The sequence below is a fragment of the Kitasatospora sp. NPDC033851 genome, assembly GCF_055576085.1.
The window spans coordinates 78,478-90,884 of sequence record NZ_JBVIRL010000002.1 but is presented as its reverse complement, the minus strand read 5'-3'; the positions used below and the strand labels follow the sequence as shown (position 1 = coordinate 90,884).

Annotated in this window: 14 protein-coding genes; 10 read left to right on the top strand and 4 right to left on the bottom strand. The window is 72.6% G+C overall.

Annotation, left to right across the window (positions count from 1 at the left end; all coding sequences use genetic code 11):
- Nucleotides 1-187 precede the first annotated feature (187 nt).
- The 4 genes from leuC (at nt 188) to ACZ51D_RS03615 (ending at nt 3,619) form a co-directional block, all read left to right on the top strand.
- The gene (gene leuC / locus ACZ51D_RS03630; protein ID WP_465626524.1) at nt 188-1,627 is read left to right on the top strand and encodes a 3-isopropylmalate dehydratase large subunit; all 1,440 of its coding nucleotides are present in this window, start codon (nt 188-190) and stop codon (nt 1,625-1,627) included.
- A gap of 3 nt (nt 1,628-1,630) precedes the next feature.
- On the top strand, nt 1,631-2,227 hold the full coding sequence (leuD, locus tag ACZ51D_RS03625) for a 3-isopropylmalate dehydratase small subunit (RefSeq protein ID WP_465626522.1): 597 nt from the start codon (nt 1,631-1,633) through the stop codon (nt 2,225-2,227).
- Nucleotides 2,228-2,409: 182 nt separating this feature from the next.
- Nucleotides 2,410-2,757: an SCO5555 family protein gene (locus ACZ51D_RS03620; protein WP_396289940.1), complete on the top strand. Its 348-nt coding sequence runs from the start codon at nt 2,410-2,412 to the stop codon at nt 2,755-2,757.
- A gap of 133 nt (nt 2,758-2,890) precedes the next feature.
- Nucleotides 2,891-3,619, top strand: coding sequence for an HU family DNA-binding protein (locus ACZ51D_RS03615; RefSeq protein ID WP_360509533.1), 729 nt, complete (start codon nt 2,891-2,893; stop codon nt 3,617-3,619).
- Nucleotides 3,620-3,803: 184 nt separating this feature from the next.
- On the opposite strand, the gene ACZ51D_RS03610 is transcribed toward ACZ51D_RS03615, so the two are convergent.
- Complete coding sequence (locus tag ACZ51D_RS03610; protein WP_030257846.1) at nt 3,804-4,025, bottom strand: hypothetical protein; 222 nt, start codon at nt 4,023-4,025, stop codon at nt 3,804-3,806.
- Nucleotides 4,026-4,110: 85 nt separating this feature from the next.
- Nucleotides 4,111-4,794, bottom strand: coding sequence for a 2-phospho-L-lactate guanylyltransferase (gene cofC, locus ACZ51D_RS03605; protein WP_360509536.1), 684 nt, complete (start codon nt 4,792-4,794; stop codon nt 4,111-4,113).
- A gap of 230 nt (nt 4,795-5,024) precedes the next feature.
- On the opposite strand from cofC, the gene ACZ51D_RS03600 reads away from it, so the two are divergent.
- From ACZ51D_RS03600 to ACZ51D_RS03590, 3 genes are all read left to right on the top strand, one after another.
- Entirely contained in the window at nt 5,025-5,855 is an 831-nt protein-coding gene (locus ACZ51D_RS03600) for a lysophospholipid acyltransferase family protein (protein WP_465626519.1), read from the top strand.
- The gene (locus tag ACZ51D_RS03595; RefSeq protein WP_360262030.1) at nt 5,852-6,856 is read left to right on the top strand and encodes an NAD(P)H-dependent glycerol-3-phosphate dehydrogenase; all 1,005 of its coding nucleotides are present in this window, start codon (nt 5,852-5,854) and stop codon (nt 6,854-6,856) included. Before ACZ51D_RS03600 ends, ACZ51D_RS03595 begins: the two co-directional genes overlap by 4 nt.
- A gap of 73 nt (nt 6,857-6,929) precedes the next feature.
- On the top strand, nt 6,930-8,075 hold the full coding sequence (locus ACZ51D_RS03590) for a D-alanine--D-alanine ligase family protein (protein WP_465626517.1): 1,146 nt from the start codon (nt 6,930-6,932) through the stop codon (nt 8,073-8,075).
- Nucleotides 8,076-8,135: 60 nt separating this feature from the next.
- Here ACZ51D_RS03590 and ACZ51D_RS03585 read toward each other — a convergent pair whose 3' ends face one another.
- Together ACZ51D_RS03585 and ACZ51D_RS03580 are read right to left on the bottom strand one after the other, a co-directional pair.
- A complete protein-coding gene (locus tag ACZ51D_RS03585; RefSeq protein WP_465626515.1) occupies nt 8,136-8,654 on the bottom strand; it encodes a DUF3515 family protein in 519 nt (172 codons plus the stop codon).
- Between the two features lie 115 nt (nt 8,655-8,769).
- On the bottom strand, nt 8,770-9,003 hold the full coding sequence (locus ACZ51D_RS03580; protein WP_465626513.1) for an Lrp/AsnC family transcriptional regulator: 234 nt from the start codon (nt 9,001-9,003) through the stop codon (nt 8,770-8,772).
- Between the two features lie 209 nt (nt 9,004-9,212).
- Between ACZ51D_RS03580 and ACZ51D_RS03575 the strand changes: the two genes are divergently transcribed.
- From ACZ51D_RS03575 to thiD, 3 genes are all read left to right on the top strand, one after another.
- The gene (locus tag ACZ51D_RS03575; RefSeq protein WP_360509545.1) at nt 9,213-10,178 is read left to right on the top strand and encodes a thiamine-phosphate kinase; all 966 of its coding nucleotides are present in this window, start codon (nt 9,213-9,215) and stop codon (nt 10,176-10,178) included.
- Between the two features lie 179 nt (nt 10,179-10,357).
- Nucleotides 10,358-11,383 (top strand): ATP-dependent 6-phosphofructokinase, encoded by a 1,026-nt coding sequence (locus tag ACZ51D_RS03570; protein ID WP_465626512.1) that lies wholly within the window; start codon nt 10,358-10,360, stop codon nt 11,381-11,383.
- Nucleotides 11,384-11,406: 23 nt separating this feature from the next.
- Nucleotides 11,407-12,222 (top strand): bifunctional hydroxymethylpyrimidine kinase/phosphomethylpyrimidine kinase, encoded by an 816-nt coding sequence (gene thiD / locus ACZ51D_RS03565; RefSeq protein WP_465626510.1) that lies wholly within the window; start codon nt 11,407-11,409, stop codon nt 12,220-12,222.
- Nucleotides 12,223-12,407 lie beyond the last annotated feature (185 nt).

Here is a 12,407-nt window from a genome sequence, read left to right as displayed (position 1 = left end):
CGAGAAAAGCGCCACTCTGGATGCAGCAGCCCGGGAGACATCCAGGATGGGGCCTCGTCCGAGTGTCCGCATCGTGGACAGCGATCCGGCGTGCAGGTCTCGCGAACGCGTCCCCGCAGGGGGCGGCGCACGCAGCGACCTCGACGACACGAGAAGGCCGGCAACGCGGCCGGCTGGAGGGAATCCGATGGGACGGACACTCGCAGAGAAGGTCTGGGACGACCACGTCGTGCGGCGTGCGGAGGGCGAGCCCGACCTCCTGTTCATCGACCTGCACCTGCTCCACGAGGTCACCAGCCCGCAGGCCTTCGACGGACTGCGACTGGCCGGGCGCCCGGTCCGCCGCACCGATCTGACGATCGCCACCGAGGACCACAACACCCCCACCCTGGACATCGACAAGCCGATCGCCGACCCGGTGTCCAAGGTGCAGTTGGAGACCCTGCGCCGCAACGCCGCCGAGTTCGGCGTCCGGATCCACTCGCTCGGCGACGTCGAGCAGGGCGTCGTGCACGTCGTCGGCCCGCAGCTCGGACTGACCCAGCCCGGCATGACCGTGGTCTGCGGCGACTCCCACACCTCCACCCACGGCGCCTTCGGCGCGCTGGCGTTCGGCATCGGCACCAGCCAGGTCGAGCACGTGCTGGCCACCCAGACCCTGCCGCTGGCCCCGTTCCGGACCATGGCGATCACCGTCGAGGGCGAACTGCCCGAGGGCGTCACCGCCAAGGACCTGATCCTGGCCGTCATCACGAAGATCGGCACCGGCGGCGGCCAGGGCTACGTCCTGGAGTACCGCGGTTCGGCGATCCGGAGCCTGTCCATGGAGGCCCGGATGACCATCTGCAACATGTCGATCGAGGCCGGCGCCCGGGCGGGCATGATCGCCCCGGACCAGACCACCTTCGACTACCTGCAGGGCCGCCCGCACGCCCCGCAGGGCGAGGACTGGGACGCCGCCGTCGCGTACTGGAAGACCCTGGGCACCGACGAGGACGCGGTCTTCGACCACGAGATCTTCATCGACGCGAGCGAGCTGAGCCCGTTCGTCACCTGGGGCACCAACCCCGGCCAGGGCGCCCCGCTGGGCTCGAACGTGCCGGACCCGGCCTCCTTCGCCGACCCGCAGGAGCGCGCCGCCGCCGAGAACGCCCTGGCGTACATGGGCCTGGAGGCCGGCACCCCGCTGCGCGAGGTGAAGGTCGACGCCGTCTTCGTCGGCTCCTGCACCAACGGCCGGATCGAGGACCTGCGGGCCGCCGCCGCCCTGCTGGAGGGCCGCCGGGTCGCCGACGGCGTACGGATGCTGGTGGTTCCCGGGTCCGTCCGGGTCGCGCTGCAGGCCGTCGAGGAGGGCCTTGACAAGGTGTTCACCGCGGCCGGCGCCGAATGGCGCCACGCGGGCTGCTCGATGTGCCTGGGCATGAACCCCGACCAGCTGGCCCCGGGGGAGCGCTGCGCCTCCACCTCGAACCGCAACTTCGAGGGCCGACAGGGCAAGGGCGGCCGCACCCACCTGGTCTCCCCGCAGGTCGCCGCCGCGACCGCGGTGCTGGGCCGCCTCTCCTCCCCCGCCGATCTGAACGCCGCCGAGCCGGCGAACCCCGACGTTGCCGTGGAGGCCTGAGCCATGGAGAAGTTCACCACCCACACCGGCCGGGCCGTCCCGCTGCGCCGCAGCAACGTGGACACCGACCAGATCATCCCGGCCCACTGGCTCAAGAAGGTCACCCGGTCCGGTTTCGAGGACGGACTGTTCGAGGCCTGGCGCAAGGACGAGTCGTTCATCCTCAACCGGCCCGAGCGGCAGGGTGCCACGGTTCTGGTGGCCGGCCCCGAGTTCGGCACCGGCTCCTCCCGCGAGCACGCCGTCTGGGCGCTGCAGAACTACGGCTTCCACGCGGTCATCTCGTCGCGCTTCGCCGACATCTTCCGCGGCAACTCCCTGAAGAACGGCCTGCTGACGGTCGTCCTGCCGCAGGAGACCGTGGAACGGCTCTGGGCGCTCACCGAGAGTGACCCTTCGGCCGAGATCACCGTTGACCTGGAAGCCCGCGAAGTGCGGGCCGAGGGCGTCACCGCGGCCTTCGAACTGGACGACAACGTCCGGTGGCGGCTGCTCAACGGCCTGGACGACATCAGCATCACGCTGCAGAACGAGGCCGACATCGCGGCCTTCGAGACGACCCGCCCGGCCTTCAAGCCCCGTACTCTGCCGGTCGCCTGAGTTCCCCTCAGAACAAGCATTCTGACGATCCGCCGCATGGCCCGCGCCCCCCTCGGGGGGGCCGGGCCATCCGTCGTTCCGGAGCACGAGTTAGCGCCGCGGCCCGCCCCGGATTGCCCATTTGGCTTTGCGGGAGAGGGCCCCGCGCAAGTACAACTGCGGGTAGATGGCACAATCAGTACATGCACCGGCACCATGAACCTCCGTACGCGGGCGGCGAACCCGCGGCTGAGGACTCCATGGGCCGGCCATCCGAACGCCGAATTGACGATCGGCCGGACGTCACCTCCGCGCCAGCTGAGGGGCCGGACGACCAGGAAGTCGTAGCGCTCTACGCGCTTGTGGCCGAGCGGTTGAAGCAAGCTCACGCCCGCGTGCATGCGCTGAACGTGTCTGCCGATGCAAAGACCGCTCTCACCCGTCAACTCCTCATCGTCACCGAGACCGCCAAGCGCGATCTTCCGGAGGCGGCAAGGCGGTTGAGTCGCTTTGTACATGACCTCGACGAGGGGCGCCCGCCGCTCGGCTGAGGTCGCCGACGCGCAAATCCATTGCGACACTAGGGTGATTCGCGCGTTTGGTAATTGAAAGTCCGCAGATACATACCTAACGTGCGAAAAGAACGGATGGAATCATCCGGCGCCCGTTTCCGAAGGGGAAGACGTGAACAAGGCTCAGCTTGTCGAAGCGGTGGCCGAGCAGCTGGGCGGTCGCAAGGCTGCCGCAGAGGCCGTCGACGCAGTGCTCGACACCATGGTCCGTGCCGTCGTGGCCGGTGACCGGGTCTCGGTCACCGGGTTCGGCACCTTCGAGAAGGTGGAGCGCTCCGCGCGCTTCGCCCGCAACCCGCAGACCGGCGAGCGCGTCAAGGTCAAGAAGACCTCGGTGCCCCGCTTCCGCCCCGGCCAGGGCTTCAAGGACCTGGTCAGCGGCAGCAAGAAGCTGCCGAAGGAAGGCCCCTCGGTGAAGAAGGCCCCCAAGGGCTCCCTCACCCCGGGCAAGACCGGTGTGGCCGCCACCCCGGCCGCCAAGCGGGCCGCCACCAAGCGTGCCGCCACCGCTGCGGCCGCCGCCGCCCCGGCCACCAAGAAGGCCGCCGCCAAGAAGACGGCCACCACGGCTGCCGCCAAGAAGACCACGGCCACCGCCGCGAAGAAGGCGACCACCGCCAAGAAGACCGCCGCGAAGACCACCGCCGCCGCCGCCAAGAAGACGGCCACCACGGCTGCCGCGACCAAGAAGACGGCCGCCGCCAAGAAGGCGACCACCACGGCTGCCGCCAAGAAGACCACGGCGACCGCCAAGAAGGCGACCGCCACGGCCAAGAAGACGGCTCCGGCGAAGAAGACCGCCACCCGCAAGACCACCGCGCGCAAGACCTCCGCCAAGTAAGTCCCGCGCGACCGTCCTCGGACGGCCTTCGGCCAAGAGCCGCGGCACCCCTTCCGTGAATTCGCGGAGACCGGTCGCCGCGGCTCTTCCGATTTCCGGGCGCTTAGTCAGGATTCGACGGCGTGCGCGGGGAACGGATGGTCCGTGGTCGGAGGAGGCCTGCGGGCAGCCGCCCCGCGAGGGCTCAGCCCTCGGCGGGGTCGGGGAAGGTCTGCAGCGTCACGAAGACCACCCGGCGGGCCTCGCCGGTGCCCTCGGTGCGGATCCGGACCCGCTGGCCGGGCCGCAGCAGCCGCAGGCCGCCGGCGTCGAAGGCGGCCGCGTCGAACGGCACCGGGGTCCCGTCGTCGAGCAGCACGGAGCCGGCCCGGGTGGCGGGGTCGAAGGTGAACGCGGTGGCCTGCATGTCAGCAGCATAGCGAGCGGGTCGGCACACCCCCGGGACCCGGCCCGGGACCGGGCCCGGTCCCGGGCACAGCCCCGAGCCGGGGTCAGGACAGGCTCAGCCGGGCGAACAGCGCACCGGTGTGCGGGCCGAGGCCGAGCGCAGCGGCCTCGCCGAGGTCGGCACCGGTGTCGACGTCCCGGCGCACCGACTCCACGTCCGGGAGGCGCAGTTCGAGCGCCCCGCCGGCCGCGTGCCGGGCCCGCGAGCCGTCCCCGAAGGCGGGGGAGAGCGGACGGCCGGGGGCGCAGGCGAGCAGGGTGGTGCCGAGGCCGGGGGAGTCCGGCAGGAAGGCCCGGCCGTCCGGCGGCACCGCGCCCAGCACCCGGGCCAGTTCGGCCGGACGCAGGGCCGGCAGGTCCGCCGAGAGGGCGGCCAGTGGCGCCGCCGGGGCGAGCGCCAGGGCGGTCGACGCGCCGTGCGCCAGCGCCCGGTTGAGGCCGCCGCCGGGCTCGTCGGCGACCACCAGCGCGCCCAGCGCGGCCAGTCGGACACCGGCCTCGGCGTCGCGGGTGACCACCAGGACGCGGCCGACGCCCGGGGTGGCCAGCGCGGCGGTGACGGTGTCGAGCGCGAAGGACATCGCCAGGTCGGCCCGGTGCGGCCCGGCGTACGGGGCGAGTCTGCTCTTCGCCAGCGCGAGCGGCTTGAGCGGAAGCACCAGCGACCAGCCGGCGCTGGGTGCGGCGGGCGCGGCGGGGCCGCTGGGGCGTACGGTGTCCTGGGTCATCGGCGTCATTGTGTCGCCGGTCCCGGAGCCCTCGCCAGGCCGTCCGAACTGTGCGGACGTGCGTTTGATCACGCCCGCCCGGCGGGTTGGCGCGCCCGCTCGACAGCCGGTGAGCGGGCGGGCGACACTGTTCCGCGCCCGTGGCCCGGGCACCGCTGGCACCGGTGCACGGCACCGGGAGGCCATGACCGCGGCACTCCGGGTGCCGCATCGGATGAGAAGGAGCTGGGGTGGCCCGCCGCTCGTACGCCAAGTTCGGCAACGCCGACTACGGCATCTGGTACCGCTTCGCGGCCGTGCTGGTGAAGCCGGTGACGACCGCCCTGGTGAAGCCCGACTGGCGGGGCTGGGAGCACCTTCCGAAGGAAGGCGGCTTCATCGCCGCGGTGAACCACAATTCGATCATCGACCCGGTGATCTACGCGCACTGGCAGTACAACAGCGGTCGCCCGCCGCGCATTCTCGGCAAGTCCTCGCTGTTCTCGATTCCCTTCATCGGATTCATGTTGCGCAAGACCGGCCAAATTCCGGTGTTCCGTGAGTCGACCGACGCCGCGCAGGCGTTCCGGGCCGCGATCGACGCCGTCAACAGCGGCCAGTGCGTCCAGTTCTATCCGGAGGGAACGCTCACCCGGGATCCGGACCTGTGGCCGATGACCGGCAAGAGCGGCGTCGCCCGGGTCGCGCTGATGACGGGCGCGCCCGTCATCCCGGTCGCCCACTGGGGCGCGCACGAGATCATCCCGCCGTACGGCCGGCCCGGTTTCGGGAAGGGCAAGTTCAACCTCTTCCCGCGCCACAGGGTGACCGTCGCGGCCGGTCCGGCGGTGGACCTGAGCAAGTACCAGGGCCAGGAGCTCACCACCCAGGTGCTCACCGACGCGACCGAGGACATCATGACGGCGATCACCGCCGTGCTGGCCGAGGTCCGCGAGGAGGAGCCGCCCGCCGAGCGCTACGACATGCGCAAGGCCGCCCGGGAGCGCGCCGCGACGGCGCTGGCCGAGCGCCGGCGCGCCAAGGGCGCGCCGGGCACGGGCGTCGAGGAGGCCGGCAAGTGACCCGCTGCGCCGTGATGGGGACCGGCTCCTGGGGCACCGCGTTCGCGATGGTGCTCGCCGACGCGGGCTGCGAGGTCGTGCTGTGGGCCCGCCGCCAGGAGCTGGTGGACGCCGTCAACTCCACGCACGAGAACCCGGACTACCTGCCGGGCGTCCGGCTGCCCGACACGGTGCGGGCCACCACCGACGCCGCCGAGGCGCTGGCCGGCGCCGACTTCGCGGTGCTGGTGGTGCCCTCGCAGACGCTGCGCGACAACCTGGCCGCCTGGACGCCGCTGATCGAGCCGCAGACCGTCCTGGTGAGCCTGATGAAGGGCATCGAACTCGGCACCGCCAAGCGGATGAGCGAGGTGATCGACGAGGTCACCAAGGTCGGCCCGGAGCGCGTCGCGGTGGTCAGCGGGCCCAACCTGGCCAAGGAGATCGCCAATCGGCAGCCCGCGGCCAGCGTCGTCGCCTGCTCCGACGAGGCGGTCGCCAAGCGGCTCCAGGCGGCCTGCCACACGCCGTACTTCCGGCCGTACACCAACACCGACGTGGTGGGCTGCGAACTCGGCGGCGCGGTCAAGAACGTGATCGGCCTGGCGGTCGGCATGGCGGCCGGGATGGGGCTCGGCGACAACACCAAGGCGACGCTGATCACCCGCGGGCTGGCCGAGACCACCCGGCTCGGCGAGGTGCTCGGGGCCGACCCGCACACCTTCGCGGGGCTCGCCGGGATGGGCGACCTGGTCGCCACCTGCTCCTCGCCGCTGTCCCGCAACAACACCTTCGGCATGAACCTGGGCCGGGGCATGTCGCTCGCCGAGACCATCGCGGCGACCCGCCAGACCGCCGAGGGCGTCAAGTCCTGCGAGTCGGTGCTGGACCTGGCCCGGCGCAACGGCGTCGACATGCCGATCGTCGAGGCCGTGGTGGACGTCGTGCACAACGGACGGCCGACCCAGGAGGCGCTGCAGACGCTGATGTCGCGCTCGGCGAAGGCGGAGCGGCGGCGCTGACGGCCAGGGAAGGCGTGGTCGCCGGGGCGGTTGACGTCCCGGAAACACGTCGCACGGTAGTCTCAAACCCGATATGAGCATCGAACAGTCCTCCCCGAACCCGTCCGCCCCGAAGCCGCGCGTCGCGCTGGTCTTCGGCGGGCGCAGCTCCGAGCACGCCATCTCGGTCTCCACCGCGGGCAGTGTGCTCAGGTCGATCGACCGCGACAAGTACGACGTGCTGCCGATCGGCATCACCCACGAGGGCCGCTGGGCGCTGACCAGCGACGAGCCGGCCCGGATGGCCATCACCGACGGCCGGCTGCCGGACGTGGCGCACGTCGCCGAGTCCGTTGACGCGCAGGTGGCGCTGCCGGTCGCCCCGGGCAACCGGGAGGTGCTGCTGAGCGAGCCGGGGAGCGCCCCCAAGGCCCTCGGCGAGGTCGACGTGGTGTTCCCGCTGCTGCACGGCCCGTGGGGCGAGGACGGCACCCTGCAGGGCCTGCTGGAGCTCTCCGGCGTCCCCTACGTCGGCAACGGCGTGCTGGCCAGCGCGGCCGGCATGGACAAGGAGTTCGCCAAGCGGATCCTGGCCTCGCACGGCCTGGGCGTCGGCCGCTACACCATCGTGCGCCCGCGCGACTGGGAGACCGAGGCGGGCCGCGCCGCGGTGCGCGAGCGGGCCGCCGAGCTGGGCCTGCCGCTGTTCGTGAAGCCCTGCCGGGCCGGCTCCAGCATCGGCATCACCAAGGTGAAGGACCTGGCCGACCTCGACGCCGCGATCGAGGAGGCCCGTCGGCACGACCCCAAGCTGATCATCGAGGCGGGCGTGACCGGCCGCGAGATCGAGTGCGGCGTGCTGGAGTTCGAGGACGGCCCGCGGGCCAGCGTGGCCGGCGAGATCCTGGTCGGCGACGGCTTCGACTTCTACGACTTCGAGGCCAAGTACATCGACTCCTCGGACGTGCAGATCCCGGCGAAGCTCACCGCCGAGGAGCTCGCCGAGATCCAGCGCCAGGCGATCGAGGCCTTCGAGGCGCTCGGCTGCGAGGGCCTCGCCCGGGTGGACTTCTTCCTGCTGGAGGACGGCACCTGGATGATCAACGAGGTCAACACCATGCCCGGCTTCACCCCGATCTCGGCCTACCCGAAGATGTGGGAGGCCAGCGGGGTCTCGTACCCGGAGCTGATCGACCGGCTGCTGCAGACGGCGCTGCGGCGCTCGACCGGGCTGCGCTAGCCGGTCCGTACGGCGGAGGGCGGGCCGGGAAGCTCCCGGTCCGCCCTCGGTACGTCCGGTTCAGCCGGGGATGTTGGCCTTGACCAGCGGGGTGAGCGCGGCCGCCGGGTCCAGCGGGCTGCCGTAGACGCCGGGCGGTGCGACCACCTCGACGTAGGCCGCGCGCATGGTCGCCACGAAGCGGTAGCTCCCGTCGTCCAGCTTCTGGGACCACCAGGTGAGGTCGTCGACGGTCGGGGACAGGTCCTTGGCGTGCTCCCCGTCCAGCTCCTCCGGCCGGTCGACGCCGCAGCGCAGGACCGTCCGGGGCGAGCTGTCCCAGACGGCCACGTACGGCGTGGCGGGCGACGGGTCCTTGCGGGCGTGCCCGAGCAGCTCCTGCGGCAGCGCGGCGGCCAGGGCCCGGCAGTAGTCGGCCGCCTTGCCGCTCGGGTGCGGGACTTCGATCTTCCGGTCGTCCGACCCCCAGCTGCCGACCAGCACGACGACCGTGCAGGTCAGCGCGACGGGCACGGCCAGCCAGCGGATCGGCGCCGGCAGGGCGGTCAGCGCCTCGGGGACGCGGAGTTCTCTGGCCACCCGCCGATGGTAGCCGGGCCTCGGAACCGGGCCTCGGTGACAGTGGGGCCCGACCGAAGCCGGGCGCTACCGAGGCCGGGCGCTACCGAGGCCGGGCGCTACCGGGAGCCGGGCCTCAGAGGTGGACCACGGGGCAGGTGAGGGTGCGGGTGATGCCGTCGACCTTCTGGACCTCGGCCACCACCATGCGGCCCAGGTCGTCCACCGTCTCGGCCTCGGCTTTGACGATCACGTCGTAGGGGCCGGTGACGTCCTCGGCGGTGAGTACGCCGGGGATCTTGGTGATCAGCTCGGCCACCGCGGTGGCCTTCCCTACTTCGGTCTGGATCAGGATGTATGCCTGTACCACGGGGACCTCCGGCGGCCGGTTACGGGGATCGCCGCCGTGATCGCCCGGTCAGGCGTCGGGGGGTGGAAACGGGCTCACCGGCAGTCTGATCACCACGCTACCGCGCAGCGGGCCGGGGAGGGGAGACTTCTGCACCCCCGAAGGGCGTACGCTGCGCGCGGGGGAGCGCGACGGGGACCGGATCGGATGAAAACGCGAGAGGACGGCAGATGCAGGGGACCGTGGGCGAGCTCGGCGAGTTCGGCCTCATCAGGGAGCTGACCGCCCGGGTACCGCTCACCGACGCGGTCGACCTCGGCCCGGGAGACGACGCCGCGGTGGTGCGGGCTCCGGACGGTCGGGTGGTGGCGACCACGGACGTCCTGATCGAGCACCGGCACTTCCGCCGGGACTGGTCCACCGCCTACGACGTGGGCCGCAAGGCCGCCGCCCAGAACCTCGCCGACGTGGCCGCGATGGGGGCGGTGCCGACCGCGATACTGCTCGGCCTGGTCGCCCCCGCCGACCTGCCCACCACGTGGGCGACCGAGCTGATGGACGGGCTGCGCGACGAGTGCCAGGTCGCCGGGGCGACGGTGGTCGGCGGTGACGTGGTGCGCGGCGACACCGTCACGCTGGCCATCACGGCGCTCGGGGACTTGCAGGGGCGTGCGGCGGTGACGCGCGCCGGTGCGCAGGTCGGCGACGTGGTCGCGGTGACCGGCTGGCTGGGCTGGTCGGCCGCCGGGCTGACCGTGCTGCAGCGCGGCTTCCGCTCCCCGCGCGCCTTTGTCGAGGCGCACCGCCGGCCCGAGCCCCCGTACCACGCGGGCCCGGCGGGGGCCGAGTTGGGCGCGACCTCGATGATCGACGTGAGCGACGGGCTGGTCGCCGACCTCGGCCACGTGGCCCGGGCCAGCGAGGTGGACATCGACCTGAAGGCCGCGGACTTCGACGTCCCGGCGCAGATGGCGGACATCGGCCAGGCGGTCGGGGTGGACCCGCTGGTCTGGGTGCTCTCCGGCGGCGAGGACCACGCGATCGTCGCGACCTTCCCGCGCGGCATCCAACTCCCGGCCCGCTGGCGGGTGGTGGGCGAGGTGACCGGGCGCCCGACGGGCAGCCGCAGCGGCCGGGTCACGGTGGACGGCGCGCCCTGGGACCGGGTCGGCGGCTGGGACCACTTCGCCGAATAGCCTACGGAGTACGGCCGATGGGCCCTGGACGCCGCGGCGACGCATGACGGTCCGGGCGTGCGGCGGACGGGCTTCGAGGGTGCGTTTTGCGTAGGCTTGCGGCATCCGAGCCCGCCCGCCACTCACGCACTCCGTCCGGCGCGGGCGGCCCGAACCCTGCGAGCGGGAGCACAGCTGACATGCGCATCGGTGTACTGACCAGCGGCGGCGACTGCCCCGGCCTCAACGCGGTGATCCGCTCGGTGGTCCATCGCGGCACGGACGTCCACGGCGACGAGATCGTCGGCATCCTGGACGGCTTCCTCGGCCTGATCGAGAGCCGCACCAGGACGGTCTCGCACGACGACGTCACCGGCCTGCTCACCCTCGGCGGCACCATCCTGGGCTCGGCCCGGGTGCGGCGCGACCGGATCGCCTGGGCGGTGGAGAACGCGAAGGTGCTGGCCCGGGAGATCGGCATCGACGCGCTGATCGCGATCGGCGGCGAGGGGACGCTGACCGCCGCCCAGCAGTTCAGCGACGCCGGACTGCCGGTGGTCGGGGTGCCGAAGACCATCGACAACGACATCGAGGCCACCGACGTCACCTTCGGCTTCGACACCGCCGTGCACGTCGCCACCGAGGCGATCGACCGGCTGAAGACCACCGCCGAGTCCCACCAGCGGGTCATGGTGGTCGAGTTGATGGGGCGTCACACCGGCTGGATCACCCTCACCGCGGGCATGGCCGGCGGTGCGCACGGCATCCTGATCCCGGAGAAGCCCTTCGACATCGAGGCGTTGGCCCGGATGGTCGAGGACCGCTTCGCCCGCGGCAAGAAGTTCGCCATCATCGCCGTCGCCGAGGGCGCCACGCCGATGCCCGGCACCATGCGCTTCGACCACGGCGAGGTCGACCAGTACGGCCACCGGACCTTCGGCGGAATCGGCAACCGGCTCGCCCACGAGCTGGAGAACCTGCTCGGCAAGGAGGCCCGCCCGGTCATCCTCGGCCACACCCAGCGCGGCGGCACCCCGACCGCCCGGGACCGGGTGCTCGCCACCCGCTTCGGCTGGCACGCGGTGGAGGCCGTCCACCAGGGCGCGTTCGGGCACTTCACCGCGCTGCGCCGGACCGGGATCGAGCTGCTGCCGATCGGCGACGCGGTGACCCGGCTGAAGACGGTGCCGCCGGACCGCTGGGCGGAGTCCGAAGCCGTGCTGTGAACCGTCAGGGGTAGGTTGACCTCATGGTTTCGACTGCCCATCCTCCCCGCGTGGCCCCTCCCCGCGTGCTCACGATCGCCGGTTCCGACTCCGGTGGCGGCGCCGGCATCCAGGCCGACCTCAAGGCGATGCTCGCCCTCGGCGTCCACGGCATGAGCGTGATCACCGCCGTCACCGCGCAGAACTCGCTCGGCGTCCAGGGTTACTGGGAACTGCCCGCCGAAGCCGTCCGGGCGCAGTTCCGCAGCGTGGTGGACGACATCGGGGTGCAGGCCGTGAAGACCGGCATGCTCGCCTCGGTCGAGCTGGTCGAGACCGTCGCCGGGCTGCTGGCCGGGGTGGACGCCCCGGTGGTGGTCGACCCGGTCGGCGTCTCCAAGCACGGGGACGCGCTGCTGGTCGCCGAGGCCGTCGGCACCCTCCGCGAGAAGCTGCTGCCGGTCGCCACCCTGGCCACCCCCAACCTGCACGAGGTGACGCAGCTCACCGGCCGGACCGTCGAGAACGAGGGGCAGATGCTGGACGCCGCCAAGGCGCTGCTCGACCTCGGGCCGCGCTGGGTGCTGGTCAAGGGTGGCCACCTGGAGGGCGAGGCCGCCGACCTGCTGTACGGCGGGCCGGGGGAGGCGCACTGGTACCGGGCGCCGCGCTACGACAACCGGCACACCCACGGCACCGGCTGCACCCTGGCCAGCTCGATCGCGGCCGGCCTGGCCAAGGGCGAGGCGCTGCCGGAGGCGGTGGGCTCGGCCAAGGAGTACATCACCGGCGCGATCGCCGGGGGTTTCGCGCTGGGCGCCGGGATCGGGCCGGTCGACCACGCCTGGCGCTGGCGCTGAGGGGTCCGGGAGGACCGGCGCCGAGCCGAGAGGTCCGGGAAAAGCAGTGGTGGGGGGGGCCCCCCGGGGGCCCCCCCCCCCCCCCGGGGCCCGGGGGGGGGGGGCCCCCCCCCCGCCAAAACTGAAGCCCGGCCCGCCGCGGCTGAACCCGCGCCCGGGCGGCCCCGCCATCCGGGCGGGGGGGC